This window comes from Afipia birgiae 34632, from assembly GCF_000308295.2.
Taxonomy (GTDB): domain Bacteria; phylum Pseudomonadota; class Alphaproteobacteria; order Rhizobiales; family Xanthobacteraceae; genus Afipia; species Afipia birgiae.
Genome location: NZ_HG326652.1, coordinates 1,859,783 through 1,886,537 on the forward strand (window position 1 = coordinate 1,859,783; position 26,755 = coordinate 1,886,537).

General features: G+C 62.8%; 20 protein-coding genes and 2 pseudogenes. 3 read left to right on the plus strand and 19 right to left on the minus strand.

Annotation, left to right across the window (positions count from 1 at the left end; translation table 11 throughout):
• Window positions 1-82 precede the first annotated feature (82 nt).
• Together BN32_RS08860 and BN32_RS08865 are read left to right on the plus strand one after the other, a co-directional pair.
• Window positions 83-1,450, plus strand: a complete 1,368-nt coding sequence (locus BN32_RS08860) for a cation diffusion facilitator family transporter (protein WP_019197804.1) — start codon at window positions 83-85, stop codon at window positions 1,448-1,450.
• Window positions 1,451-1,789: 339 nt separating this feature from the next.
• Window positions 1,790-4,246: a sensor histidine kinase gene (locus BN32_RS08865; RefSeq protein WP_019197805.1), complete on the plus strand. Its 2,457-nt coding sequence runs from the start codon at window positions 1,790-1,792 to the stop codon at window positions 4,244-4,246.
• On the opposite strand, the pseudogene BN32_RS26120 reads toward BN32_RS08865, so the two are convergent.
• The 5 genes and pseudogenes from BN32_RS26120 to BN32_RS08895 form a co-directional block, all read right to left on the minus strand.
• Window positions 4,167-6,356 (minus strand): annotated as a pseudogene (locus tag BN32_RS26120) (bifunctional [glutamine synthetase] adenylyltransferase/[glutamine synthetase]-adenylyl-L-tyrosine phosphorylase); the annotation flags it as partial. The gene BN32_RS08865 and the pseudogene BN32_RS26120 sit on opposite strands and share 80 nt — an antisense overlap.
• A 112-nt stretch (window positions 6,357-6,468) precedes the next feature.
• Window positions 6,469-7,065, minus strand: a pseudogene (locus tag BN32_RS28130) (bifunctional [glutamine synthetase] adenylyltransferase/[glutamine synthetase]-adenylyl-L-tyrosine phosphorylase); the annotation flags it as partial.
• Entirely contained in the window at window positions 7,062-8,501 is a 1,440-nt protein-coding gene (locus tag BN32_RS08885) for a sensor histidine kinase (RefSeq protein ID WP_019197808.1), read from the minus strand. The pseudogene BN32_RS28130 and the gene BN32_RS08885, both read right to left, overlap by 4 nt.
• The gene (locus tag BN32_RS08890; RefSeq protein WP_019197809.1) at window positions 8,485-9,210 is read right to left on the minus strand and encodes a response regulator transcription factor; all 726 of its coding nucleotides are present in this window, start codon (window positions 9,208-9,210) and stop codon (window positions 8,485-8,487) included. Before BN32_RS08890 ends, BN32_RS08885 begins: the two co-directional genes overlap by 17 nt.
• Before the next feature lie 317 nt (window positions 9,211-9,527).
• Entirely contained in the window at window positions 9,528-11,123 is a 1,596-nt protein-coding gene (locus tag BN32_RS08895) for a Do family serine endopeptidase (protein WP_019197810.1), read from the minus strand.
• A gap of 265 nt (window positions 11,124-11,388) precedes the next feature.
• On the opposite strand from BN32_RS08895, the gene BN32_RS08900 reads away from it, so the two are divergent.
• Window positions 11,389-12,237, plus strand: coding sequence for an NAD-dependent epimerase/dehydratase family protein (locus BN32_RS08900; protein WP_040425593.1), 849 nt, complete (start codon window positions 11,389-11,391; stop codon window positions 12,235-12,237).
• Here BN32_RS08900 and BN32_RS08905 read toward each other — a convergent pair.
• The 14 genes from BN32_RS08905 to BN32_RS27660 all read right to left on the minus strand — a co-directional run.
• A complete protein-coding gene (locus BN32_RS08905; protein ID WP_019197812.1) occupies window positions 12,234-12,734 on the minus strand; it encodes a cytochrome c-type biogenesis protein in 501 nt (166 codons plus the stop codon). The two genes, BN32_RS08900 and BN32_RS08905, sit on opposite strands and share 4 nt — an antisense overlap.
• Window positions 12,735-12,739: 5 nt before the next feature.
• Window positions 12,740-14,731, minus strand: coding sequence for a heme lyase CcmF/NrfE family subunit (locus tag BN32_RS08910; protein ID WP_019197813.1), 1,992 nt, complete (start codon window positions 14,729-14,731; stop codon window positions 12,740-12,742).
• Entirely contained in the window at window positions 14,728-15,210 is a 483-nt protein-coding gene (ccmE, locus tag BN32_RS08915) for a cytochrome c maturation protein CcmE (protein ID WP_019197814.1), read from the minus strand. The genes BN32_RS08910 and ccmE overlap by 4 nt, the downstream gene beginning before the upstream one ends.
• 127 nt (window positions 15,211-15,337) lie before the next feature.
• Complete coding sequence (gene ccmI, locus BN32_RS08920; RefSeq protein ID WP_019197815.1) at window positions 15,338-16,438, minus strand: c-type cytochrome biogenesis protein CcmI; 1,101 nt, start codon at window positions 16,436-16,438, stop codon at window positions 15,338-15,340.
• A gap of 393 nt (window positions 16,439-16,831) precedes the next feature.
• Complete coding sequence (locus BN32_RS08925) at window positions 16,832-18,247, minus strand: hypothetical protein (RefSeq protein WP_019197816.1); 1,416 nt, start codon at window positions 18,245-18,247, stop codon at window positions 16,832-16,834.
• Window positions 18,248-18,548: 301 nt separating this feature from the next.
• Window positions 18,549-19,133: a hypothetical protein gene (locus BN32_RS08930; RefSeq protein WP_156946958.1), complete on the minus strand. Its 585-nt coding sequence runs from the start codon at window positions 19,131-19,133 to the stop codon at window positions 18,549-18,551.
• A gap of 53 nt (window positions 19,134-19,186) precedes the next feature.
• Window positions 19,187-19,381 (minus strand): hypothetical protein, encoded by a 195-nt coding sequence (locus tag BN32_RS08935; protein WP_019197818.1) that lies wholly within the window; start codon window positions 19,379-19,381, stop codon window positions 19,187-19,189.
• A gap of 378 nt (window positions 19,382-19,759) precedes the next feature.
• Window positions 19,760-21,160, minus strand: a complete 1,401-nt coding sequence (locus BN32_RS08940; protein ID WP_019197819.1) for a sensor histidine kinase — start codon at window positions 21,158-21,160, stop codon at window positions 19,760-19,762.
• Window positions 21,161-21,312: 152 nt separating this feature from the next.
• Window positions 21,313-21,990: a response regulator transcription factor gene (locus BN32_RS08945; protein WP_040426185.1), complete on the minus strand. Its 678-nt coding sequence runs from the start codon at window positions 21,988-21,990 to the stop codon at window positions 21,313-21,315.
• Between the two features lie 100 nt (window positions 21,991-22,090).
• Complete coding sequence (locus BN32_RS08950) at window positions 22,091-22,663, minus strand: 3TM-type holin (RefSeq protein WP_019197821.1); 573 nt, start codon at window positions 22,661-22,663, stop codon at window positions 22,091-22,093.
• Window positions 22,650-23,450: a glycoside hydrolase family 108 protein gene (locus tag BN32_RS08955; RefSeq protein ID WP_019197822.1), complete on the minus strand. Its 801-nt coding sequence runs from the start codon at window positions 23,448-23,450 to the stop codon at window positions 22,650-22,652. Before BN32_RS08955 ends, BN32_RS08950 begins: the two co-directional genes overlap by 14 nt.
• Before the next feature lies 1 nt (window position 23,451).
• On the minus strand, window positions 23,452-23,583 hold the full coding sequence (locus BN32_RS28060) for a hypothetical protein (protein ID WP_019197823.1): 132 nt from the start codon (window positions 23,581-23,583) through the stop codon (window positions 23,452-23,454).
• Window positions 23,584-23,770: 187 nt separating this feature from the next.
• On the minus strand, window positions 23,771-25,531 hold the full coding sequence (locus tag BN32_RS08960) for a DUF2793 domain-containing protein (protein ID WP_019197825.1): 1,761 nt from the start codon (window positions 25,529-25,531) through the stop codon (window positions 23,771-23,773).
• Between the two features lie 6 nt (window positions 25,532-25,537).
• On the minus strand, window positions 25,538-26,755 hold a 1,218-nt coding region (locus BN32_RS27660), incomplete at its 5' end, for a GTA baseplate fiber-binding domain-containing protein (RefSeq protein WP_040425594.1).

The following is a 26,755-nucleotide window of genomic DNA, read 5'->3' on the forward strand; positions in this document are numbered from 1 at the left end:
GAATGATACGCATTTTGAATCGCGAACTCCCGCATTGACGTTCACTCCACGGCCGTGACAAGACCCGCGCATTGAGGAGCCGATGAGCGCAGTCAAGCAACGGGTCGCCGCCATTTCGATCGCCGCCAGCGCCAGCATGGCCGCGGTCAAATTCGCCGTGGGCGTCGCCATCGGCAGTATCGCGCTGATCTCCGAAGCGCTGCACTCGTCGGTCGATCTGATCGCCACCATCGTGACATGGGTCGTGGTGCGGGTGTCCGACAAACCTGCCGACGCCGAACATCATTACGGTCACGGCAAGCTCGAAAGCCTCTCGGCGCTCGGCGTGATCGCCCTTCTCTATATTCTGGCCGGCGGCATCGTGGTCGAGGCCTATAGCCGCCTGCGCGAAGGCGTGGCGCCGCCAACGCTGACCGCGTTGCCCTTCGTCGTGCTCGTGGTGGACATCGCGGTAAACTTCTGGCGGGCGCGGGCGCTCCATCGCACGGCGATGGAAACCAAAAGCCAGGCGCTGGAAGCCGACGCGCTCCACTTTGCCTCAGACGTGCTCGGCTCGTTCGCCGTCATCATCGGCCTTGGCCTCGCGGCATTCGGCTATGGCTGGGGCGATGCCGGTGCGGCGATCGCGGTCGCCGTGCTGATTTCGATTCTGGGGCTGCGGCTCGGCAAATCGACCATCGAGACGCTGCTGGATCGCGCGCCCGAAGGCGCGTCCGAGAAAGCCGAGGAGGCAATCCGCGCCATTCCCGGCGTCGTCGATGTGGAGCGGCTGCGCGTGCGGATGGTCGGCGCCCGGCACTTCGTCGATGCGACGGTGCAGGTGCCCCGCACCTACCCCATCGACCGTATCGATGCCATCAAGCGCAAGGCGCAGGACGCGGTGACCACAGCACTTCACGACGCCGATCTGACGTTCACCGCCGTACCGGTGGCGCGCAACAACGAAAGCGTGCGCGAGCGAATCATGGTGATCGCCCGCAATTCGGGTCTGGCGATTCATCATGTGACCGTGCACGACCTCGGAGAGAAACTGACGGTCAGCATCGACCTCGAGGTCGATGGCGACATGCCGCTGAATGAGGCCCACGACATCGCTCACGGGCTCGAACATGCCATCCGCGACGAATTCGGTGCCGACGTCGAAGTCGACACCCACATCGAACCGCTCGAACCTGAACTGCCGCACGGCACCGACGCCGCCACCAGCCGCGTCGAGATCATCCAGCAGGCCCTGATGCGCTTCGCGGCCGAGAGCGGCGCGATCCATGACGTCCACAATGTGCGGGTACGCAACACTGACGCCGGCGAGATCGTCAATTTTCACTGCCGCGCAGTGCCGTCGATGAGCGTTATCGCGGTTCACCAGAAGGTCGACGAGATCGAACGCGCGCTACGCCGCGCATTTCCATCCGTGAAGCGCGTCATCAGCCACGCCGAGCCCGCGCGCTAGCGAATCGCGCTCACTCCCACACCTCATCCGTGAAGAAATCTCGCCCCGTCATTGCGAGGAGCGAAGCAACGAAGCAATCCAGTCCTTGTTTGCGGATCGGAGATGCTGGATTGCTTCGCTGCGCTCGCAATGACGCTCTCACGCGCGCCGTTCTCGTTTCGGACTCAACCCAACACGCAAAAACGAGTCTGAATTTCCTTGGGACAACATTTATTTCGCATTAACGATTCGTTGACTCTCGACAGCGTGGGAAAAGTGGATTCAAATCACACTTGATTCGGAGGGTTGGGGAAAACCTCCCGAACGGGGTGCAGACAAGAAAATTCGAGGGGCGAAGGAATGGCGCGTTCGCACGCAGCGACAACGTGTGTCCAATCCGATTCTATCAAGGGATTGGCACAGTCGATCGCGAAGCCGGCATATCACCGGCTGCTGATTGCGGAGCCTGCGTTGCGACGCGCTGTTCCCACCCTGATCATCGCGTTCCTCATCACGATCTGCATCGGTGCATTCGTCCAGGTCGTCGACCAGACCCGGCAGAAGCGCGCGTCCATCAAGCGTGACCTCTCAGCGCTGGCTGATCTGCTGGCAGAACGTCTCGACCGCGCGGGCCCTGTTCGTCAGGATCGCGCGGCGTCGGCCGAGCGGCTTCAGAGCCTGTTGCCCGGCTTGGTCCCCTCGTGGGGCACCGCCGCCGGCCGCCATATCATCGTGACCAGCCCCGAACAGCGCATCATCGCGCGCGTCCCCATCGATACTCCTGCCGAAAATACGGGACGCATCCTTGACGTGCTCAGCGCCACCTCGAAGCTCAGCGCTCTCGGCCAGACCAATGTGATCGAGGTCGAACTTCCAGGCGGCCCCCGCGCCCTTGCCACCCAGCGTATTGTGAAATCGCTGCCCGGCCAGGTCATCATCGTTCAGGAGCAGGTCGAATCGCCCTGGCGCTCCGACGCGGCGTTGCAAATCACGCTCTCGGCGACCACCGGCTTCGTGGTGCTGATCCTTGGATTCGCGTTTCACTGGCAATCGACCCGTGCTCGCGAGGGCGACCTCATCAACGACGCGGTTCGCTCGCGGATCGACACGGCGCTCAACCGCGGCCGTTGCGGCCTGTGGGACTGGGATCTGTCACGTGGCCGGATTTTCTGGTCGCAGTCGATGTTCGAACTGCTCGGACTGGAAAGCCGCAGCGACCTGCTGACCTTTGGCGAGGTCAACGCGCTGGTGAAATCCGACGACATCGACCTGTTCCACATCGCCGATCAGCTCGTCTCCGGCAACCTCGATCATATCGACCAGACATTCCGGATGCGCCACGCCAACGGGCACTGGATCTGGCTGCGGGTCCGCTGCGAACTGAGCCAGGGCCAGAACGGCGGCGGCAGCCACCTGATCGGCATCGCGGTGGACATCACCGAACAGAAGAGTCTTGCAGAGCGAACCGTCGAGGCCGACCTGCGGCTGCGCGACGCCATCGAGACCATCCCGGAAGCCTTCGTACTCTGGGACGCCGACAACCGCCTGGTCCTCTGCAACTCGCACTTCAAGCGCCTGCACAAGCTCCCCGACTCCGCCGTCAAGCAAGGCACCTCCTACGAAACCGTCATCGAAGTCGGCAGCATGCCGGAAATCCGTACCCGGCTGCCCAACTCGGTCGCCCCGGGCGCCCGCACCTTCGAAGCCCAGCTGGAAGACGGAAGCTGGCTCAACATCAGCGAGCGCCGCACCAAGGACGGCGGCTACGTGTCGGTCGGTACCGACATTACCCAGATCAAGCTGCATGAGCAGAAGCTGATCGAGAACGACATGCGCCTCACCGCCAACGTGATCGACCTCAAGCGCTCACAGGCCGAACTGGAGCGACAGGCGCAACTGCTGGCCGAACTCGCGCAGAAATATGCCGATGAGAAGAACCGCGCCGAGGAAGCCAACCAGACCAAGTCGAAATTCCTCGCCAACATGAGCCACGAGTTGCGCACCCCGCTAAACGCCATCATCGGCTTCTCGGAAGTGATGGGCAGTGGCATGTTCGGCGCGCTGGGCTCCGAGAAATATCAGGAGTACTGCCACGACATCATGACCAGCGGAAACTACCTGCTGGACGTCATCAACGACATCCTCGACATGTCGAAGATCGAAGCCGGACGCATGAAGCTCGATTACGAGCCGCTCGATCTCGCCCAAACCCTCACCGAATCCCTGCGCGTCGTTTCCGGCCGCGCCGAGAACAAAAACCTGACGTTGAACGCGGACATCCGCGGCGCGATCCCGATCGTCGCCGACCGCCGCGCCATGAAGCAGATCGCGGTCAACCTGCTGTCGAATGCTGTGAAGTTCACGCCCGACGGCGGTAAGGTCACGGTGCGCAGCCGAATGCGGAACGGATCGATCATACTCACCATCGCGGACAGTGGCATCGGCATTGCGCCGCAGTCACTGGCGAAACTCGGACGCCCGTTCGAGCAGGTCGAAAGCCAGCTCACCAAGAGCTACCATGGTTCAGGCCTCGGGCTCGCCATCGCCAAGTCCCTCGCCAGCCTTCACGGTGGATCGATGAAGCTGCGCTCAAGGCTTGGCGTCGGAACCATCGTCTGCGTGATGCTGCCGTGCGGACACCGCGAACAGCCCGCCCCCAGCATTATTGCCGAGACATCCCTTCAAGCAGCCTCAGGAAAACCTCGCGCACGTCGCTCTGTGTCTCCCGCACGCGCGCCTCAAGGGACGAAAAATCCGGCGCGTCGCCAGCCCGCGTCAGCACTCGCAGAAGATCCTCCCCAGCTGTTTCCGGCTTGAACTTCGCGATCACGCACAGACGAATGATCTGGGTCAGATCATGATAGAGCCGTGACGCCGCACGCAAAATATCGGCATCGGACTGCGACAGCACCCCAAGCCGCGCGGCATTATCCAGCACCTGCACCGTGCTGACATCGAGAATGCCCGGTTTGTCCGCCGCGTGGATCAGTTGCAAGTACTGCGCGATGAATTCGATATCGACCATGCCACCGGCGGCATTCTTCAGATCCCAGATGTCGCTCTCGCCCTTTTCCTCAGCGATGGCGCGGCGCATTTCCAGAACGTCGTTGGCAATAATGCCGGTCTCTCGCTTGCGCGTCAGAACATCGCGGATAACGGCCTCGATCTTGGCCTGAAAAGCGGGCGATGCTGAAATGACACGGGCGCGCGTCAGCGCCATGTGCTCCCAGGTCCAGGCTTCGTGCTCCTGATACTCGGAAAAAGAGTCGATCCGCGACGCCAGCGGCCCGGCCCGCCCCGATGGCCGCAGCCGCATGTCGACTTCGTACAGCACGCCGTAATTGGTTCGCGTCGTGAAGGCGCTGATGAGACGTTGCGTGAGCCGCGCGAAATACTGCGAGCCCTGCAGAGGTCGCGCCCCGTCCGAGTCCGGAGCTTCGTGGTCGAAGTCATAGATCAGGATCAGGTCGAGATCGGACGACGCTGTCATCTCACGGCTGCCAAGCTTGCCCATCGCCACGATGGCGGTTTCCTGATCCTTGATCCGTCCGTGCTGTTCCGCGAACTGGTCCATCACCAGACCATTCACGGTGTGCGCGATGCCCTCCGCCACATCGGCGAACGCCACGCTTGCATGCTGTGCCGACACCGTGCCGGAAAGGATGCGCGTGCCGATCAGGAACAGGCTCTCCTGCCCGAACAGCCGCAGCCGATCCAGAAACTCCTCGTACGAATTCGCATCGGACAGGGTCGCCGCAAGGCGCGCAGACAGTTCGCTCTGATCCGGCATCGCACCGAAGAAGCGGGGATCGATCAAGCCGTCCATGATCTGCGGCTTTCGCGCCAGCATGTCGCTCAGGCGCGGCGCCGCGCCGAGCACGAGCGCGACCAGCGCCACCAGATCCTTGTTCTGGCTCAGCAGCGAGATCAGCCGCCCGCCCCGCTGCAGCGCCTGAAGGAAGCGGTCGAACGCCATCACGGCATCGTCCGGCTCCTCGGCGCGCGACAGACCCCGCATCAGGTCGGGTACGAACTCATTGAACGCCTGCCGCGTCGCGTCCACCCGGAACACGCGATACTCGCCGCTCAGCCAGCGCTGGACGGTCTCCGCCACCATCTTCGGCTTCTTGAAGCCCAGCGTGAGCAGATATTCGAGCAACCGCTTGTCGTCAGGCCCCGCGCTGTAGTCCACGTCCGGCAATTTCTCGGTGCCGGCGGGATCGCCTTCGAACAAGCGGCTGTAGTGGTTCTGCACACGGTTAAGATGCGCAAGCAGATCCCCGGCGAACGCAGCGCGGTCGTCATATCCGAAGAAGCGCGCGAAGCGTTCAACCGCCTCGGCCTCCGTCGGCAGGCTGTGCGTCTGTTCGTCGGCGACCATTTGCAGGCGATGCTCGACCCGGCGCAGGAATTCGTAAGCCGCCGTCAGTTCCTCGCGGGCTTCGAACGTGATCCAGTTGCTGTTGGCCAGAATATTGAGCGCCTCGAGCGTCGGGCGCACACGCAATTCGGGATGCCGCCCGCCCGCGATCAACTGCTGGGTCTGGGCGAAGAATTCGATCTCGCGAATACCGCCGCGTCCAACCTTGACGTTATGGCCTTCGACGGAAATCTCGTTCTGGCCGCGGAACGTCTGCATCTGCCGCTTCATGTCGTGGACATCGGCCAGTGCGGCGAAATCCAGATGCTTACGCCAGACGAACGGCGCGATCTCCGCCAACAGCGCATCGCCGGCTTTCAGGTCGCCCGCGCAGGGCAGCGCCTTGATCATCGCCGCGCGTTCCCAGGTGCGGCCCTCGCGCTCGTAATAGTGCAGCGCCGCCGCGATGGAGATCGCCGCCGGCGTTGACGCGGGATCGGGCCGCAACCGGAGATCGACACGGAACACGTATCCGTCGGCGGTGCGCGACTGGAGAAGACGCGACAGGCCCTGCGCGACCTTGACGAAGAACGGCGACGGCTCGACCTTCGTCGGCCAGCGTAGGCGCCTCCAGCTCGTAGAACACGATCAGATCGATGTCGCTGGAGTAATTCAGCTCGCCCGCGCCCATCTTGCCCATCGCCAGCACGACAAGGCCGCTGCCGACCTCCGGATGCTCTGCATCGGGTGGAAGCAGCCGTCCGCGTGCGGCCTCCTGCTTGAGCAGGAAGCGAATGGCGCACTGAACGGAGGTCACGGCGATGTCGGTCAGCGCCCGGGTCACCCGCATCACCGGCCAGACACCGCCGATATCGCACAGCGCGATCAACAGTGCGGCTTCGGATTTCATCCGGCGCAGCGCGGTCATGACCTCGGCTTCGCCCGGCGCGGCAGCAACATCGACCTCCGTCTTGGCGATCAGTGCAGCGAGGTGATCGTCGGGATCGGATTGCAGCAGGCGCACGACGCGCCCCGCGTCCGCCCGCATCAGGTCGAACAGATAGGGCGACGCTTCCGCGATGCCTTCGAGGATTGTCTTTGCCTGCGGGAGAGAGCCGGATATGGCCTTGAGCGCGCTCGCGGCCTCGGGCGAGACATCGCCCAGCCACTCTGCGAGCCGCCGTCCGGCTTGTTCAGGCGCGAACAGTTTCGGTCCGGCCACGAAACGGGCCGCCAGGGTGGGTCGGTCCGCACCGCCCATCTCGGGTGAACTCATACGGTCTTCTGTTCCACGCCCCGGCTCGGGATCACAAGCGTCACGCGCAGCCCCGGCTGGCCGTCCGCGAGTCGCAGGTCGCCACCATGCAACGTCGCGACTGCCGATGCCAGACTCAAACCGAGCCCGGATCCGGGCTGGGTACGGCTGGCCTCCAGCCGGACAAACCGTTCGACCGCGCGCTGCCGGTCGGCCTCTGGAATACCAGGCCCGTGGTCTGTGACACTGAGAAGAACATTGTCCCCTTCCCGGTGCGCCTCGATCAGAATATCGGGGTTTCTTGCGGCGGCACCGGAGCCAACGGGGTCCTTCCCTGCGGGCGCGCCAGCTGGCTGGCCATATTTGATGGCGTTCTCGACCAGATTGGCCAGCGCCTGGCTGATCAACTCGCGGTTCCCATGGATTGTCGCGGCGTCGGCCGCGACGTCGAGGGTCAGGCCCTTGTCCTCGGCCAGCGGCTCATAAAGTTCATGGATGCCATGAGCCACTTCCGCGGCATCGAAGACGATCATGTTGTCGCGGGCCTGACCGGATTCGGCGCGCGCGATCATGAGCAGCGCATTGAAGGTCCGGATCAGGCCGTCCGACTCGTCGATGGTCCGCTCCAGCGCCGCGCGGTACTCGCCCTCGTTGCCGGCCTTCGCCAGCGCCTCCTCGGCGCGGTTGCGAAGCCGCGTGAGCGGCGTCTTGAGATCGTGGGCGATGTTGTCGGAGACCTCCTTGAGGCCAACCATCAGCGCCTCGATGCGCTCCAGCATGGCGTTGAGATTTTCCGCGAGCCGGTCGATCTCGTCGCCGCTCCGCCCCACCGGCAATCGCTCGGACAGGTCACCCGCCATGATCCGCTGCGTGGTGCCGGTCATGGCGTCGATCCGGCGCAGCACGCGACGCGCGACGAACACCCCGCCACCCAGACCCAGCACGACCACGATCAGCACCGACCATTGCGCCGCCTTGGCGACAATCCCGAACAGCCGCCGCCGCTCCTCGAGGTCACGGCCGACCAGAATCCGGAAACCGCCGGAGAGTTGCGACACCTTCACCAGCGCGTAATGGTTCTTGGTGTCGGTTTCTTCGAGCCGCTTGTAGAAGGTCTCGGCCCAGCCGGGATGATCCATCACGCCGGGCTCAAGCGACGACACGTTGCCGGCGACGCCCTGCCCCTGCGGCGTGGTGACGAGATAGAGATTGGCCCCCGGACGCAGCGCGCGGCCCTCGACCGCGGCGACAAGTCCGCGCAGGCCGCCCTTTGTATATTGCTCGGAAAGTTCACTCAGCTCGGAATTGACGGTGTCGGTGATCTGCTCGGTGATCATGCGCCGTGTATTCCAGGCGAAATAGCCCAGCAGCGACGCCGCGAACAGCGCAAACAGCAGCAGATAGACCAGCGTCAGCCGAAACGCCGTCGTTCGTATCAGCTTACCGAATGCCGTCACGGATCATGTATCCGGCACCACGAATGGTGTGCAGCAGCGGCTTGTCCTGGCCCTTGTCGATCTTGGAGCGCAGCCGCGAGATATGCACGTCAATCACGTTGGTCTGCGGATCGAAATGATAGTCCCACACGTTTTCGAGCAGCATGGTACGGGTGACCACCTGCCCCGCATGTTTCATCAAGTATTCCAGCAACCGGAATTCACGCGGCTGCAGCGTAATCTCGGCGGCGCCGCGCTTGACCTGATGCGAGAGCCGATCGAGTTCAAGATCACCGACGCGATAGGTCGTCTCCTCGGACGGACCGCCGTGACGGCGAGACAGCACCTCGACGCGCGCCAGCAACTCGGCAAATGAATAAGGCTTCGGCAGGTAATCGTCGCCGCCCGCACGCAAACCCTTGATGCGGTCGTCAACCTGGCCCAGCGCAGACAGGATCAATGCAGGTGTATGGTTGCCCTTGCCGCGCAGGGTGCCGATGATCGACAGCCCGTCGCGCTTGGGCAGCATACGGTCGATCACAAGCACGTCGTACTCGCCGGACTCGGCGAGCGCGAGACCTTCCTCGCCGTCGCTTGCATGGTCGGCAACATGACCGACCTCGCGAAACGCCTTCACGAGATAGTCAGCCGACTCGCGGTCGTCTTCAACGATGAGCAGTCGCATCTGTGATTCGGTCTGGATCTGAGCAGCGGAGCTTTGTGTCACCATGGCGCGATGATCGTCCTCATGCAAGGCAGCGAATGACGTGCCTGCGGCCGCCAGCCCCTTGCATAAAAACGGGCGGCGAAGCTGGGGGACTTCACCGCCCGCACTGCACGACCGACTGGAGTGCGATCGCGCCGCTTTCGACGGAGGGGGGCGTTTTCCACCGAAAGCATCTCTGCATGATGCAAAAAGGCAGCATCATGCCTGGATTCAAGGGACGGGCTTTTGGCCCGCCCCCGGGAAGGAGCCGTCGGCGGGGGCTACTATGCCGGCGACAACTCCCCATTCCTCACCCGCTTGCGCGGATGTTTAGCCCTTGATCAGCCCTTGGCGACCGGCATCGCGACGAAGCGCGACGAGTCTCCGGATTTCACGCGAACCAGAACGCTGTTCTTGTTCTCGTTACGCGCAGTGGCGATCGCGTCGCGAACTTCGGCCGGATTGCTCACCAGCTTGCCGGCGACTTCGAGGATGACATCGCCTTCCTTGAAGCCACGTTCTGCCGACGGACTGTTCGGATCGACGTCGGTCACGACCACGCCTTCCTTGCCCGCGCCGGCAACGCTGTTCGCCGGAGCCAGTGTCAGACCGAGGTTCGGCACCGTCACGTTGCCTCGGCCCGCCTTGCCGCTGTCCTTCTGGTCGGTATCGGCCTTCGCAGCCTTGGCGTTCGGCAACTCGCCGAGCGTCATGTTCAGGATCTTGTCCTGACCCTTGTGGACCACGACCAGCTTGACGGTCTGACCCGGCGCCATGCTGCCGATGGTGCGGGCGAGTTCGCGCGCATCCTTCACCGGCTGGTCGTTGACGCGCGTAATCACGTCTCCCGATTCAACGCCGGCCTTGGCAGCCGGACCGTTGACCTGAGGCTCCGCAACGAGCGCGCCTTCGGGCTTCTTCAGGCCGAGGCTGTCGGCGATCTCAGGCGTCACCTGCTGGATCTGGACGCCGATCCAGCCGCGGCTGACCGTACCCTTGTCCTTCAACTGCTGGACGACGCTCTTCACCGTGGAGGCCGGGATCGCGAAGGCAATGCCGACGCTGCCGCCCGACGGCGAGTAGATCGCCGTGTTGACGCCCATCACGTCGCCCGTGGTGTCAAAGGTCGGGCCACCGGAGTTGCCCTTGTTCACGGGCGCGTCGATCTGGATGAAATCGTCATAAGGTCCGTTGCCGATGTCGCGGCCACGCGCTGAGACGATGCCCGCGGTGACAGTGCCACCGAGGCCGAACGGGTTGCCGACCGCGAGCACCCAGTCGCCGATGCGCGGCTGACTGTCGGAGAGCTTGGCGTACGGAAGATTGTTGACGCCATCGACCTTGATCAAGGCGAGGTCGGTGCGCGGATCGGTACCGATCACCTTCGCGGTGTGGACCTTGCCGTCGTCGGTCGTCACTTCAACCTTGTCGGCGCCGTCGACGACGTGATTGTTGGTCACGGCAAAGCCGTCAGCCGAAATGAAGAAGCCCGAGCCCTGGCCGGTCATCTGACCACCGCCGCGTCCACCACGTCCACCACGGCCACCGGGGCCGGGGAATCCATCCGGACCACCGAAGCGGCGGAAGAAGCGCTCCATCGGCGAGTTCGGCGGGAACGGATTATCTTCCGGGCTCGCCTCACCGGTGGCTGCCTTCTCGGCCATCTTGACGCGCACCGAAATCACCGACGGCTTCACGCGTTCAACGATGTCGGCAAAGCCGATCGGTTGCTGAACCTGACGGACTTCCTTGTTGACCTGCGCGTGCGCGGTCGTCGTGAGCACATCGAAGTTGTTCGACGGGCTGAAGCCATAGGCGGCAACACCCAGACCAGCCACCACCGACGCCATCAGCGCGAACTTGCGTGCGGAGAAAATGGAACGGCGGGGAGCGACGTAGGATGGGAGTTTGGAAAGATCGGTGGGGTGGTCGGTCATGAACAATCTCCAGGAGAACGGCGAAAACGGGGTGCGAATCTCGCGGTGCATGTGTGCACCTGTGCTCCGGAAGATGGGGCACGCGGCCTTACCGCGCTCTGACGGGGGAATTAATGTTTTGTAACCTTGCAGTTTTCTCGTAACATGATCGGAAAAAGCAAAAACGCTGGTGTTTTCAGCGCCTTGTCTAGCGGTTCCAAGCGGGGAATATTGCAGGGCATACAAAAATTGGGGGCCTTATTAAACCCACCGTGAGGGGGGAAGTATGAGGGTACTGGTCACCGGAGCTGAAGGTTTCTTAGGGTCGCATCTTGCGCCCTTCCTGGCCACTGCGGGCTACCACGTGATCCGTTCAACGCGATCAGCACCGCCAAACTTTGACGGTGTTCATGCGGTCGTTCATTTGGCTGCCCTCGCGCACGGCGATTACAGCGAAGATGAAATCGACAGAGTCAACCATCGGTGGACGGCGGCACTCGCGGCGGATGCAAAAGCTGCCGGTGTTTCTCGGTTCATCTTTATTTCGTCCATCGCGGCTCAGGTCGGCCCCTTTTCCAATGACGTTCAAACTGAGCTCTCAGAACCGCGCCCGACTACGACCTACGGACGCGCGAAGTTGGCGGCGGAAAGGGCGCTGGCGTCTACCGGCGCGCCGTACACGATCCTGCGCCCCGTCGTGACGCTTGGAGCCGGAGCGAAGGGAAACATCGCCACCCTGCACCGTATCGCCGCGCTGCGCGCTCCGTTGCCATTCGGCGCACTGCGGACCAAGCGTTCCGTCCTGACCGTAAACAATTTCAATTCGGCCGTGCTTACAGTGCTGCGAAGCGAGAACGCGCTGAACACGACCTACGTTGTCGCCGACCCGGAGCCGGTGACGCTTGGCGCGTTGATCTCTCAAATGCGGGCCCAAATTGGTCGCCGGGCCGGATTGCTAAATGTGCCTGAACGGTTGATCGAGATCCTGTGCCGTTCGACCGGGCACAGCGATGCGTGGGACCGCATTGGACGCCCGCTTGTTGTCAATCCTGCAAAATTACTGGCCTTGGGCTGGACCCCCGCAAACGAGGCCGCGGGGAATGCCGCCCCGGAACCGGTCCAAAACGCGCGTTAAACCGGCTTTTCCGGCGATTCCTGAGCGGCGATCAGCTTTTCCAGCCGCGCCTCTTCCTCGGGGGTGAGTTGGAATGACGCACCCTCCTCATTAGCGGCCGCACGATTGCGGCGGCGATTGTAGAACCACAGCGCAACGCCGCCTCCAGCCAGAACCAGTGGCGGCAGCAGCCATAGGATCAGCGTGTCACGCCCGACCGGCGGCTTCAGCAGCACGAACTTGCCGTAGCGCGCGACGAGAAAGTCCATCACCTGCTGGTCGGTACTGCCTGCCGCGATCCGCTCGCGTACCAGCAGACGCAGATCGCGCGCCAGCGGCGCATCGGAATCGTCGATGGATTGGTTCTGACAAACCATGCAGCGCAATTCGCGCGACAGGTTACGCGCCCGCGCCTCCTGCGCCGGATCGGCCATGATCTCGTCGGGCTGCACGGCGTAAAGCGCCGACGGCATTACCGTCAGCATGATCGCGAACAAGGCCGCCAGAATGCGCTTCATCGCAGCTACTCTGCCGCCTGCAACGCGCCGGCCTTCTTGCCCGCCTTTGCCGGTTTCGGCGCGCCGACGCGCAACCGCCGGTCGGTCAGCGACAGCAGCCCGCCGAACGCCATCAGCACCGGACCGAACCAGATCAGCAGCACCATCGGCTTGTGATAGATCCGCACCGCGATCGATCCGTCGGCATGAGCATCACCGAGAGAGATGTAAACCTGGCTCGCGCCCCGCGTCAGCAGCGCAGCCTCGGTGGTCGACATGTTGCGCGTCGCGAAGTCGCGCTTCGACGGCGAAAGGATGCCGATGGTCTTGCCGTCCAGCATCACCGTGAAATGCGAAATCGCCTCGCGGTAATTGGGGCCCTGCTGTTGCGTCACATCATCGAGGCGCACCTGATAGCCGCCGACAGTGACGACATCCTTCGGATTCATCGATGCGATGCTCTCCGAATTCCACGTCGTCTCACAGACAATTCCGATCAGCGCAATGCCAAGCCCCGCGTGAGCAAACGCCGAGCCCCACGTCGAACGCGGCAGGCCGCGCGCACGATGAAGTGAGGTCGTCAGCGGTGCGCGGAACAGTTGCGTGCGCTCCACGATGTCGGTCATCGCTCCGATCACAACGAACACCGCGATGCCGATCATCAGCGGTGCGAACGCGCCGCCGCCCTTGGTCCAGGCCCACAGCACCGCCATCGTCACCAGCGCAACGATGCCGGCCGCGGTCAGGCGCTGCGACGCGCCGACGATGTCGCCGCGCTTCCACGCCAGTAGCGGACCGAACGGCACCGCGATCATCAGCGGCAGGAACAACGGTGCAAACGTCAGATTGAAGAACGGCGCACCGACGGAAATCTTGTCGCCTGTAAGAACCTCAAGCGCCAGCGGATACAGCGTGCCGACGAAGACGGTCGCGCAGGCGGTCGTCAGCAACAGGTTGTTCAGCACCAGCGCGCCCTCGCGCGAGATCGGGGCGAACAACCCGCCCTGCTTCAGCGTCGTCGCCCGCCACGCATAGAGGCTGAGGCTGCCACCGATGAACAGACACAAGATCATCAGAATGAACACGCCCCGCGACGGATCGCTGGCGAAGGTATGCACCGAGGTCAGCACGCCCGAACGCACCAGGAAGGTGCCGAGCAGCGACAGCGAGAACGTCAGGATCGCAAGCAGAACGGTCCAGACCTTCAGCGCGTCGCGCTTCTCCATCACCACGGCGGAATGCAGCAGCGCAGTACCGGCGAGCCACGGCATCAGCGAGGCGTTCTCCACCGGGTCCCAGAACCACCAGCCGCCCCAGCCGAGCTCGTAATAGGCCCAGTACGAGCCCATCGCGATGCCGAGCGTCAGAAAAATCCACGCCGTCAGCGTCCATGGTCGCACCCACCGCGCCCAGGCCGCATCGATGCGGCCTTCGAGCAGTGCCGCTACGGCGAACGAAAACGAGATCGAGAAACCGACATACCCGAGATAGAGCATCGGCGGATGGATCGCGAGGCCGATGTCCTGCAGGATCGGATTGAGATCGCGTCCCTCCATCGGCGGATTGGCGATCCGCGCGAACGGGTTCGATGTGGCGAGGATGAACAGATAGAACGCTGTGCCGACCCACGCCTGCACCGCCAGCACATGAGCCCGCAGCGAGCGCGGCAGATTATTGCCGAACGCCGCCACCAGCGCGCCGAACAGCGCCAGGATCAGGACCCACAACAGCATCGAGCCTTCGTGGTTTCCCCATACGCCGGTGAGTTTGTAGATCATCGGCTTCAGGGAATGGGAATTCTCGAACACGTTCGTAACCGAGAAATCCGATGTCACATGAAGCCAGGTCAGTGCGGTGAATGACACGGCGGTGAATGCGAACTGTGTCAGCGCGGTGGAGCGCGCGACATTCATCAGCGCCGGATCGCGCAGGCGCGCACCGATCACTGGAACCACCGACTGGATCAGAGCCAGAACCAGAGCCAGAACCAGTGCGTAATGTCCTGCCTCGGCGATCACTTGGCGGCTCCCTGCACACTCGGAGCCTTTTGCGGCTTCCTGTCGTAGTCATCCTTCCAGTGGCCGGTCTTCTTCAGTTCCTCGGCAACGTTCTTGGGCATGTAGTTCTCATCGTGCTTTGCAAGAACCGTGTCGGCCTTGAACACGCCCTGCGCATCGAGCGCACCCTCGGAAACGATGCCCTGCCCCTCGCGAAACAGGTCTGGAAGAATGCCCTGATAAGTCACTGGCAAGGTTGAGTTTCCATCGGTGACATCAAACTTCACTTTAAGCTGCTCGCCGCGCACCAGCGATCCTTCGCGCACCATTCCGCCGAGGCGGAAGCGCTGGCCGGGCTGAATGTGCTTTTCGGCGGCCATGGTCGGCGTCGAGAAGAACAGGATGGAGTCGCGCAACGCGTTGAGGACGAGCGCAGCCGCAACCGCCAGCACCGCGAGCGAGCCTCCGATCAATGTCAATCGCCGCTGCTTGCGTGTCATGGGTCGCCTCTCATCCGGCACGTAGTTTGTATGCGAGGAGCGCTTGCGACGAAGCAATCCAGCTCTTGCTGGATCAAGACCGGATTGCTTCGCTCCGCTCGCAATGAGGTGAAGGATGAAACTCGCATTATCCATCCAGTCCAAGGCTTTTGAGCCCGTCGTTGAGAATTTGCAGCCGCGCCGCGTCGTTGCCGACGGCCTGCCGCGCATCGGCGAGCGCAGCCTGCGCCTTGTCGCGTTCGCCGAGAACCATATAGGCCCGCACCAGACGCAACCAGCCCTCGACATCGTTGCCGTTGTCCTTCAGCCGCGTGGCGAGACGATCCACCATGCCGCGGATCATGGTATTGCGATCGCCCTCCGACATGTCCTTGGCGGCGGCAATGGTGTCATCGGAAAGCTTGGGCGCGACGACGCCGACGCGCATCAGCGCTTCCTGTATCAGCGGACGCCACGGCGCGTCCTGCGGCGCCGACGCCAGCATCGCGCGCCAGATCTTCGCGGCGTCATCCTTGCGGCCATCCTGTTCGGCGGCGACACCGGCGAAATAACGCGCCTTCACTTCGGTAGGATCGAGTGCGATGGCGCGATCGAATTCGGCCTTGGCTTCGGCAGTCACCACGCCGCCACTCGACGCCGCGATAGCCTCGCCGAGATCGGCGCGGCGCGATGCGCTCTCGCCGTTATAGGTGATGGAGTTGCGCCAGGCCCGTGCCGCGTCGTCGTAGCGGCCGATCCGCGCCAGAACCGGCGCGAGAACTTCCCAGCCGCGCCCGTCGGTCGGGTTCTTCTCGAGATGGGATTCGACCTGCGCCACCAGCTTGTCCATCGATGCGGTCGCGACCGCCGCACGGCTGCGCTCTGCCAGCGGAAAGTCGCCTAGCGATGGGGAGCCGAATGACGCGTAGAGCCCGATGGCAACCAGCGGCAGACCGGCAAGCGCGATCAGGGCGACGGCGCGGCGGAACCAGAGGCTCGACGGCAAGGATGCGGCCGCCTCAGCGTCCGAGGCTGCGAGCAGCCGGCGGCTGATTTCGACGCGCGCGGCTTGCGCCTCGTTGGCACCGATCATGCCGGCAGCCGCATCGCGCTGAACTTCGGCCAGTTGGTCCTTGTAGACCACCGTCTCGCTGCCCTCGCGCGCCGAGGTATTGCCGCGCCCAAGCGGCCACAGCACGGCAAATACCGCGGCGGCTGTCATCAGAGCGAACACGAACCAAAGCGTCATTCCATGGGGTTCCCGGCGAAACTCATGGAGTGGATTTGGCATTCGCCCACCACTTGGCGGCTGGTCCGTAAGGCGAATGTCAAATCCAAAACTCCACGAGACTTATACTTGCTAGTGGTCCTTTGATTCTGACATTCGCGATGATGCCTGCTGAAACAGGGCGCGAATGTCAGAATCGGATCACTAGAACCACTACAGGCAGTCATTCCGGCCGGGTTACACCATGGCTGGCGGAAGGGCGCAATTGACATTTCTGTCACGGATTCAATGCGTTTCCAGTGTCCTGAATCCGAAGTTCGCCTTATTCCACACTGGCCGAAGTTCGGCCTTTCGGCGGGAATTGATGTGTGGGGGGATTAATGCCGCACAACCGCCGGGCGGTGTTGCGCCAGATCAACCGGCACGCGGCTGCTTGGCGGGCTTTACCGGCTCAGCCGCCTTGCGCTCGCCCGGCCGCGTCATCTCGGCGGCCTTGCTCATCAGCGATGCGTAATCCGGGCCATACATCACCTCGCAGAACCGGATCGCGACCTTCATCTGCATCATGCGGAAGGCGCGAACCTTCTCGTCATGGGTGCGCAGGGACTCCACCAGGGTCTCGGTGGCCTTCTCGACGTAGTGCTGCAGCTCGGTGTGGGCGCGCAGCGACACCTCGTTGATCGCAAGTTCGCTGGCATAGTTGCGACACACGGCGACGAAGTCGATCAGCGCCGCGGTCTCCTCGACGTCCACCGGATCGATCCGGTTCGCCGTGGTCACATCCTTGTCCGGCCCCTGCCGCAGCAGCCGGCGCACACGGCCGGGCACGCTGTCGATTTCCGATTGCAGCGAGTTGGAAATCTCGGCGCGGATCGCGGCGAGTTGCCTGCCCCATGCCGAATCCGAGCGGATGTCGAGTTCGGTCCGCAGACCGCGAACGCCGTCATGCAGTGTTTTGAGATGATTGGAGGTGTCCTGGAACTGGCCGCGCTTGATGTCGTTGCGCAGTTCGGAGGCGACGCGCGACAGGTCGTGGATCGCCATCGTCACGGTGGCACCGAACGGCGTGCTGGCAACACGGATTTCGTCGTCGGAGGCCGCGACCGCAATGCCGAGGCGGACGATCTGCCAGGGCGCCGCCAGCCGCTGCAGCACCAGCGAGACGGCGAACGGCAGCACTTGCGGGGTCTGCAGCGCCGGGAGATTCAGCGCGGACATCGCCGAGGCGACGTGGGAGTCCGCAAATACCCGGATCTGGCCGGGCAGCTTGGCGCTGAGCTTGTCGAGCACGTCGCTGGCGGCGAGGACGGCACCGATCGGCGCAATATCCTCTACCACGCTCGGCGCGCCGAGACGGCCAAGCGTGCGCTGGCGCTCTCCGCTGGAGAGAGCGCCGGTCACATTGGCAATGGCGTCGGAAGCGGCGATCTGCATGGCGCGGACCGCTGCGTTGATGTCCGGTGTCGCGCCCTGCTCCAGCGCAGCTTCGAAGGCACGAACGGCGTCGGGGTTGCCCTCGTGTCCGAGCCACATCCAGATCGGAGCCAACGACGACCGCCGGATCTGGCCGGGCCGGATATGGGCAACATTCTCGACCAGAAACGGCTCGAGCGGACGGAACACCCGCCGCATCGGGTCGTCGGCGCGCGGGGTCATATCATCGCTCGAGGAGCGGACGATCATGCGCAGTTGCTCGAGCACGAAATTGGCGACGGTCACGTCCTCGCCGCGCTCGATCGCACGCTCGAACTCGCGCATCAGCAACGCTTGCGCCTTCGGCGGAAGCTGCCCGAGATACTCTCTCAATCGCTCGATCGACGATTGGCTCATGCGCCCAAACGCTCACCTTCGGTGGCACCGGCAGGTGTCCACCGGGTGTGATAGCCGGGACGTCGTTAATTTCGCGTTGAGAAACAGGGATTTGGGGGTGGATTACGGCTTCGGGCCCTAGCCCACCGCCGTCCAGATTGCGGCAGGCCGTACCGCGGCCGGTGTCCAAGGCCTAGAGGCGCGGAATTAGGACATTCAATTATTTAAGCCAGATCGGCTTGATGGCCCACCAAAGCGCGCCCCATCTAGAGTGCCCTGAGAATCAGAGCATACGGTAGCGCTGTAGCATCAAGCTGCCCGTTCAATCGTTACATTCAACGAGCGCTTGTTCGAACTGTCTTTCGAACTCGTCGGATAGAAGCCAATCGATTAGTTCTTTGGGAACCAGAAGCATCGCTTCAAGTGCATCATTGGAGGGCCGCGTGCGGGTACCACGCAAGCTGTTGCGATAGACCTGTGGAATTCGACTACCGAGCGCTAAGGTTAGACCGTTTTTATCTGCCATTACATTCAATGGCGTTCCGTTGCCATTTGGAGTGCGCACTTTACGCACATCCATCATCGCCCCAAGCGCTGTCCTATTGCCGGTGCGATGTTCGGGGCGATCTAAGATTTGCAATATCTCCTTGGCCCAGGTGAGTTGTTGCCAAGCGATCGACTGGTCCGCAGATACGACGCAGACATACAGCTCGGGGTTCTCTGGAGACCTATCCCGCTTTTCTCGATATCGGACCATATAGCCGCGATATTCGGCTGACGACAGATCTGGGTCTAACTGACATACCGATACACAGCCATGAAGCTGCCTTAGCCTTTGAGAGATATCAAAGGGACTAAGCGCCTTACTTTCAAACTGCAAAGATCGAACAAAATCAGCCTTTGACATAGAAACGTCATAGGCGACAAACGTACAGGTTGTATACTGCCTGATACTAAATTTTATTCGGGGCTTACCAGCTTGCCATCCCGAACTAAACCGACTCGTTTCATTGATTCCAAAAGGGATTTTGCCATTTGGTCTCTAGAAAGATCGGCTCCGGTGCCGGGCATGGTTTTAAAGTCGGTGGCGACGACATCGCCCTCGAACAAAACCCGCGCTAGCTCGTCAAATTTAGACATGACACCGACTTTCATAATAGCGACTCAATTCAAAAAGGCGCGGCTTTTATAGAAGCCGAATCAGGGAGTCAAGTGGCTATTCGCAACCTTTGAGTGTCTAACTCACAGGAAACAAACGTGCAACGACCAATTTGGTTCAGCAGGTCCCATTTTTGTGCATTTTGGGAACTCGTGACATCTGGACCACTCCGGAATCAGTCAAACGGATCAAGTTTTTGCACGCTGGTCTGGTAGGTCGCGAGCAGTGATCCCACTAGGGGTGGAGTACCCGATTCGTCCCACATGGGTAATTATCCCCACTGTTAACAGGCGCGAGATTTCAGCGTTTTTCCCCATCAATTTCTATCGGCGGGCGCTTTGGAACGGACGAATGGGGCGACAGAGCGGCGGCGATCACACCCCCGGCAGCACCAGTTCCGCGCGCAGACCGCCGATCGGAGCCGCCCCGAGCGTGAAACTGCCGCCGTAAAGCTGGGCCAGATCGGTGACGATGGACAGGCCGAGGCCGGAACCCGGCTTGGTCTCGTCCAGACGCTGGCCGCGGCGGGCCACCTGGGTTCGCTCCGTGGGTGACAGACCCGGGCCGTCGTCATCGACAATGATGCGCAGGATCGGATCGAGCGCATTCGCCGCCGAACGCTCTATCAATACTTCGATGAACACCCGCTGACCCGCCCACTTGCAGGCATTGTCGACGAGATTGCCGGCCATCTCCTCAAGGTCCTGCCGCTCGCCGCGAAACTTCGCGCCGTCGTTGATTTCCGCGTCGATGAGGATATCCCGGTCGCGGTGGATCTTCTCCATCGTCCGCGCCAGCGCCTCGATCACCGGCGCGACCTCGGTGATGGTGCCGATGGTGGTCACACGCGCGGCGATGCGAGCACGCTCCAGATGATGCGCGACCTGATCGCGCATGATGTCGGTCTGTTCCAGAACCTTGGCCGCAAACGGATCGCCGCGATTGGCTCCGGCCTCGTTGACGATGACGGAGAGCGGCGTCTTGATCGCGTGTGCGAGATTGCCGACATGGGTGCGCGAGCGCTCGACGATGGCCCGGTTCGCATCAAGCAGCGCGTTGGTTTCGCGCGCCAGCGGCGCGATCTCCTCCGGAAACTCACCCTCCAGCCGCTCCGCCTGCCCCGAGCGGATGGCGGCCAGCGAGTTGGAAATCCGCTTCAGCGGCGCCAGACCGAACCGCACCTGAAAGATCGTGGTCAGCAGCAGGCCGACCGTCAGCGCCGCGAACGTCAGCGCCAGATAGCTATTGAAGGCCCAGGTTTCCTCGGAGATTTCAGTGGCGTCACCTGCGACGGTGGCGAGATATTTTCCCTCGGTACCAAGATCAACCGGCCGCTCCACCATGCGCAGATGCTGGTTTTCCGGGCCGGTGACATAGCCGAGCCGCACGCCGGACTGATCGAGTTCGACGCCCTGATCTTCGAGCTTCGGCAGCGAGGCATCCCACAGCGAGCGCGATGCACGCACTTCCGGCTTGTCGCCGTCGGTGCGCGCCATGCGCCAGTACCAGCCCGACAACGGCAGTTCGAACAGCGGCTCGCCGAGCGACTGCACGGATCTTTCGGACTTGTCGCTTTTGTCGTTCGGATCGTCAGGTTGCGCCGCTTCGGCGATCAATGTGCGGAGATAGAAATTGAGCCGGCGGTCGAAGGCGCGCTCGGTCGAGCGCCTGTAGACCGTCGACAGCACAATGCCGGTGATGACGAGGATCAGCACCACCCAGGCCGTCGCGGACAGAAACAGCCGTGTCGCGAGAGATTTCGTGCGGCGGGTCAAAAATTCTCCCCGTGCGTAGCGCGCGTCCAATCACGCGTCATTGCGAGGAGCACTTGCGACGAAGCAATCCAGTCATTTGCGTTGCTCTGGATTGCTTCGCTCCGCTCGCAATGACGGTGGAAGCATTCCGCTCCACCTGAACTTATCATATTCTAATGCGCATTGGTTGCGGGCGGCGGCGTCAGCAGATAGCCGAGGCCGCGCACGGTCTGGATGATATCGACGTCGAGCTTCTTGCGGATGCGCCCGACGAACACCTCGATGGTGTTGCTGTCGCGGTCGAAGTCCTGATCGTACAGATGCTCGACCAGCTCGGTGCGCGACACCACGCGGCCGGAATGATGCATCAGATAGGCCAGCAGCCGATACTCGTGCGACGTCATCTTGATGGGATTGCCGTTGACGCTGACGCGGTTGGTGCGGGTATCCAGCATCACCGGCCCGCAGGTCAGTTCGGACTGGGCGTGACCCGCAGTTCTCCGCAGCAGCGCGCGGATCCGCGCCAGCACTTCCTCAAGGTGGAACGGCTTGGCGACATAATCGTCGGCGCCGGCATCGAAGCCCTGTACCTTGTCACTCCAGCGGTCGCGCGCTGTGAGGATCAGCACCGGCATGGTGCGCTTGTTGCGACGCCACGCTTCCAGCACCGAAATGCCGTCCATCTTGGGCAGGCCGATGTCCAGCACCACCGCATCGTAAGGCTCGCTATCACCGAGGAAGTGCCCCTCCTCGCCATCGAATGCGCGGTCAACGACATAGCCCGCATCGGACAAAGCCGTCGTGAGCTGGCGGTTGAGATCGGGATCGTCTTCAACAACGAGAAGGCGCAACGTCACCTCCGAATGGCAGGTTCAAGATAACCTAGATGAACGGCGCAGCAGTGAATGCCTCATGAACAAAGCCGCGCCGGAGATTACTTTTTCTCCATACTCACTTCCTCTTCACCACCGCCTTGACCAGCTTGCCGAAGACGCCGGGGTCATTCTGGCCGGTGGCGGCGCAGACCTTTTCACGGGTCCGGCCGCTCATGTAGACGCCTAACACGCCGAATCGGAACCCCCAATAGCTGACCAGAAGGCCCGTCGCGCCGATCAGGGCGTTGATCGCCGTCATGTCGCCGGTCCAGAATTCGTGGACCAGGACAGCCCAGAGGGCGGCGCATTCCAAAGTCAGTTCCAGCGCGTAAAGCGGACGCCAGAGCCGTTGAAGTAAATCCTCGCTGCCGAGTTCCGCGCGGATCGTCGCCTGCGTCTCGGCGACCGAACCACGCGCGGCCTCCGCTTCGGCGCGAATGGCTTCGGCCCATGTATTCTCTGCCTGCGCGATCTGATCCGCACTGCTCGTCGTCAGAGCCTTGCCGACCGCCTCCGGCGTTGCGTCGGACGCGCCGACGACCTCGGCGAGAATGCGTCCCGCAGCAGCACCGAGCGGACCGCCCAGCGCGGTCCCGAGAATCGGTGCGCCGAGCCCGATCACCTGCCTTGCAATGTTACCCCAATCCATTGGATGTCCCTTCCACAGGCGGCATCACCGCCGCTTCCTGATGCGCGCGGTGCCGCCAGCGCCAGATGAGAAAGATCGCCAGCGCGGTCACCGCCGCTGCCCCAGCAACCATCGCAACCACTTCAAGCCGCGAGGTCGCCGCCGCACTCGCCGCGCCCGCGGCGATCACCGCGCCGGCGGACGCCGGCCCCGCCGGAATTTTCACAGGCACGACAGCCTTGCCTGGCGATGCCTCGGCGGGCGCACTCGCGACCGGCGCAAGCGGACGGCTCTGCGCCATCGCCAGCGCCGCGGCGCGCACGCCGTTGACACGAGCGGTCCAGCCGCGCCCAAACACCGGAAATGTTTTCAAGCCGCGCAGAAACCCGATGCGCTCCGCGCAGATCGCGATGACAAGATCGCTCGCGGCGCGTTCTCCCGCTGCTGCGATGACCTTATCGCTCACGATGCTGGTGCGATCGGACAGCTTCAACACCCGTCGCAGCACCTTCCCCGCACGGCCGACGCCGGAGTTCACCCCATAGTCGAACACCGCGTAGTCGACACCGGCCGGCAGTTCGTCACAGCGCAGCGCGTTCCAGTAACGCTCGCGATAGATCTTCCGCGCGACGGTTTGCGGCAAGGCACACACGTCGTCCGCGGTAGCGTTGCCCTTCCAGTAGCGCCGCGCGTCAGCAAGCGTGATGCCGAAATTGGTCGGCCCACCGGGATCGGACGGATGATCGGTGTAACCGCCCTCGTCCTTCAGCAGCCGCGTGAGCGCGACATTGTAAGACTCCGTCGCCATTTCAGAACACCCACGCGGTGAGTGCGAGCGACGTAATCCAGGTAATCAGCGTGGCCTTGGGCCGAGCCGCGACCTGGCTGGCGGCCCACTCCACAGGCGCGGAAAGGCGATCACGCAGTGATGCGAGTGTCATGTCAGTTCTCCAAATGAAAACAGCCCGCCAGGGGCGGGCTGTAACGATCAGTGGACGTTGTTTATGGAATCAGATCCGGCGAAACACGGCGTTGATGTACACGCCATCGCGTTCCCGGCTCCCGCTGCTTAAGGCCTTTTTCGGCAGTGGTGTGAGCCTCGCACCGGCCAAGCCGCGGACATCGAACTCACCCATACCACCCGGGCGACGTCACCGAGCCGGCGGAATTGCCGGGCAGATAGCTCGTTCCCCCGCCATTGACGAAGATGGCCCCGCCGGTCGCGGTGCTATAGCGCGCGCCTGTCGCTGATCCCGAAAATGTATTGCTGATCCATTCCATGTAACCCGTGCGGGTGGACTGCGCGAACGTACCCAGTGAAGGCGACCCCGTAATGGTGATGGTATTTCCTGCAACGTAGAAATATCCAAAAGAAATCGCCACCGCATGAGCGGGGGTGTTTCCGGAAATCGTGTAATTCGATGAACACAGGATCTTGCCGCCGCCATCCGCGTTCATGTGAAACGTCGCGCAGGCGCCGAAGTTGACCGGCGAAACAATATCGATCTTGCCTCCGGACGTGGCCGCGAGCGCGATACCGAAGGTCATGGTTTGGAATTTGACGCCTCCGACTCTCAAGCGGCCATTATTCTGAACGGAAATGCAGTGCACGCCGGTCGTCGAGATCACCACATTGGCCGGCGTCGAGACATTGCCCTGAAGTGTCACATCCCCGGCACCAATCCAGGGCGCATTGACGATGGCGCCGCCGGTATATGTGCCGTCGGCGACCTGAATCGTGATGCTGTAAATCGACAGATCCAGCCCGGCGGCGACATTGATCGCCCTTTGAATCGTCAGAAAGGCCCCACCAGAGGTATTGGTAAGTCCGTCGTTGCTGTCGTTGCCGTCCGTGCGCACATAATAGGTGCGGTTCGCGGTGAGCACTTCCCGGCCACCCGGCCGCGCGACCGCATACCAGCGAGACGCCGTGCCATCGTAGCGCAGGATCACCGCCTGCTTCGCGCCAATGGCAAGATCGCTCCCGAGCGCAAAGCGATTGGCGGCCATCGATGACGCACTCTCACTCAGCAGCGAGACGATCTGGCTGCCTGTATTGATGAGCGTGATGATGCGGCCCTCCGCCCCGCCCGCCAGTCCCGATACGCTGCGCAAGGCATCGGACGAGAGATTGACCACGGACGCAAATGCAATGCCGGTTGGAGTGTAGTCGTTCTGGTTCGACGTAATCTGCGACGGAGAAATCACACCGGTCAGCGCAAGGCCACGCGGAAACGTGGCATTGCCCGAACTCTGGTCGATCGCCAGCGCTTCGACAAACGTAGATCCGTCGTTCGAGACCTTGAGCTTGAAAGCGTCGGAGCCGATCAGACCGAATTCTGCGCGGCCCGAAAATGCATCCGAGAACACCAACGACGCGGTTTTCGCGCTGGCCTCTTTGGAGATTTGCAGACGGATATCGCCGGTGCCTCCGCCGGCGACGGCGACAGCATTGAACAGCGCCGCGTTCGACCTCACCGTGAGCAGGTTCGGAGCGCTGGCAGTATCGTTGATACCGAGTTGCGCGACACTGCCCGGCATGGCGCCGCTGCCGGTGGCCTCGGTCCACGCCGCACCGTCATAGACGAGCAACGCACCGTCGGCGTCCGACCACGCACACCAGCCGAGCTTCGGGGTCAGAAAGCGCCATGTGCCGTCTTCAAAGACGGCGACTGCGTCCGCTTGTCCAGACCATGCACCGGTCGCGCCGCTCGCCACGATATGGCGGTCGCCGCCCGCAGGTGCGAGCGGCGGCGTGGTACGATCGGTGTCGAGCACGCCGATCTGCACCACGGCGTCCAGAATCCGTAGTGCCTCATTGTGCGTGACATGCTTCTGCGCCTGGCTGCCTTCGATGAAAGGCAACCCGAGATGGACTGTGTCTGTCATGATTGCTCAGAGTGTGAGAGTGAATTCGGTTGGATGCCCGCGCCCGACCGTGCTCGACATTTGCGACACGCGGCCATGCAGACTTGATTGCGGCGCGCCGAAGTCGGCGCGTTCGTCGGCAGCGGCGTAAAGCGCCGACGGCGCAGAGGACGAAATGCTCCGCACCACGGACGCGCCGGAAAGAATATCCAGCGTGTAAGCCTCGGCGTCTTCTCCGAGCGGCACCTCGACGCCCCAGTTGTCGCCGTCGCGGCGGGTGCGCCGGATCCACGACACATGAATGCCATCGCCTGCGCGCACCGCTTTGACGTAGACAGGCGACAATGGCATCAGCGCCGTGGGCTGCGGCGTTACAGTCATGGCCAAAGCCGAAGGATCGTCGTGGCTGCGGCCGGTTGCAACGATGCGTAGATCGATGGCACGATCAAGCGCGCCAAGACCGCGCGCAATCGTCACCACATAGTCGTCGAGCAGTACGAACGGCGACCCCGCGGGCAGCGGATCGGCGACGGCATACTCGCTGCCCGCCTGCCCCCGCAGCAACCGCGACAGCTTGTAGGTCTTGTCTCCGGCCAGTTCAGCATTGGCGAACTGCAGGATTTCCCATGTCCCCGCTGTATTGAGCACCGCGGCGGCATTCGCGCCATCGAGCACCCGCGCCTCAGTGACTGACGCCAGCGCGCCGCCGTAAAGCGCCACATGCACCTCGCCGCCGCGATCCCAGCAACTTGTTGGGCCAGCCGGAAGCGCATCGAGCGTTTCACCGATCACCGATGGCACGAACGCTGTCGCCGCCTTCTCGAAGCTCAAACCGTCGGTCGAACGCCACACCGTCACCGAACCCGGCCAGGGATCGGCGAAGATCGCCAGCCGCGTCAGCACCGGCGGCTCGGATGAATCGATGCTCGGCAGATCGAGCACCAGCGCCTGCACCGGCCCCAGCGCCGGCGGAATGACGGGTGGCTTCACGCGCGGCACAAACAGCGGCACCGAGAACACCTCGGGATCGATACTCCGCGCCTTGATCTGCCGCGAAGTCGTGTCCACGAGCTCGGAAATCTCGAACAGCCGCCGCCGCGCATTGATCGTCACGCCGACCACATCGCCCGGCGTCAGCGGCAATGCCTTCATCCCGAGTGAAAACGCAATACTCTCGCGCCCCGCCCATAGATCCTGCAGCCAGATATCGGCACGGCGGATCGCGGCAGCATCGTCTGTGATGAC

Excerpts from the sequence above, each read along its gene's own strand:
- BN32_RS08860 (WP_019197804.1), top strand. The coding sequence starts at position 83 with ATGAGCGCAGTCAAGCAACGGGTCGCCGCCATTTCGATCGCCGCCAGC.
- BN32_RS08865 (WP_019197805.1), top strand. The coding sequence starts at position 1,790 with ATGGCGCGTTCGCACGCAGCGACAACGTGTGTCCAATCCGATTCTATC.
- BN32_RS08890 (WP_019197809.1), bottom strand. The coding sequence starts at position 9,210 with ATGGTGACACAAAGCTCCGCTGCTCAGATCCAGACCGAATCACAGATG.
- BN32_RS08895 (WP_019197810.1), bottom strand. The coding sequence starts at position 11,123 with ATGACCGACCACCCCACCGATCTTTCCAAACTCCCATCCTACGTCGCT.
- BN32_RS08900 (WP_040425593.1), top strand. The coding sequence starts at position 11,389 with ATGAGGGTACTGGTCACCGGAGCTGAAGGTTTCTTAGGGTCGCATCTT.
- BN32_RS08905 (WP_019197812.1), bottom strand. The coding sequence starts at position 12,734 with ATGAAGCGCATTCTGGCGGCCTTGTTCGCGATCATGCTGACGGTAATG.
- ccmE (WP_019197814.1), bottom strand. The coding sequence starts at position 15,210 with ATGACACGCAAGCAGCGGCGATTGACATTGATCGGAGGCTCGCTCGCG.
- ccmI (WP_019197815.1), bottom strand. The coding sequence starts at position 16,438 with ATGACGCTTTGGTTCGTGTTCGCTCTGATGACAGCCGCCGCGGTATTT.
- BN32_RS08925 (WP_019197816.1), bottom strand. The coding sequence starts at position 18,247 with ATGAGCCAATCGTCGATCGAGCGATTGAGAGAGTATCTCGGGCAGCTT.
- BN32_RS08930 (WP_156946958.1), bottom strand. The coding sequence starts at position 19,133 with ATGTCAAAGGCTGATTTTGTTCGATCTTTGCAGTTTGAAAGTAAGGCG.
- BN32_RS08935 (WP_019197818.1), bottom strand. The coding sequence starts at position 19,381 with ATGAAAGTCGGTGTCATGTCTAAATTTGACGAGCTAGCGCGGGTTTTG.
- BN32_RS08950 (WP_019197821.1), bottom strand. The coding sequence starts at position 22,663 with ATGGATTGGGGTAACATTGCAAGGCAGGTGATCGGGCTCGGCGCACCG.
- BN32_RS08955 (WP_019197822.1), bottom strand. The coding sequence starts at position 23,450 with ATGGCGACGGAGTCTTACAATGTCGCGCTCACGCGGCTGCTGAAGGAC.
- BN32_RS28060 (WP_019197823.1), bottom strand. The coding sequence starts at position 23,583 with ATGACACTCGCATCACTGCGTGATCGCCTTTCCGCGCCTGTGGAGTGG.
- BN32_RS08960 (WP_019197825.1), bottom strand. The coding sequence starts at position 25,531 with ATGACAGACACAGTCCATCTCGGGTTGCCTTTCATCGAAGGCAGCCAG.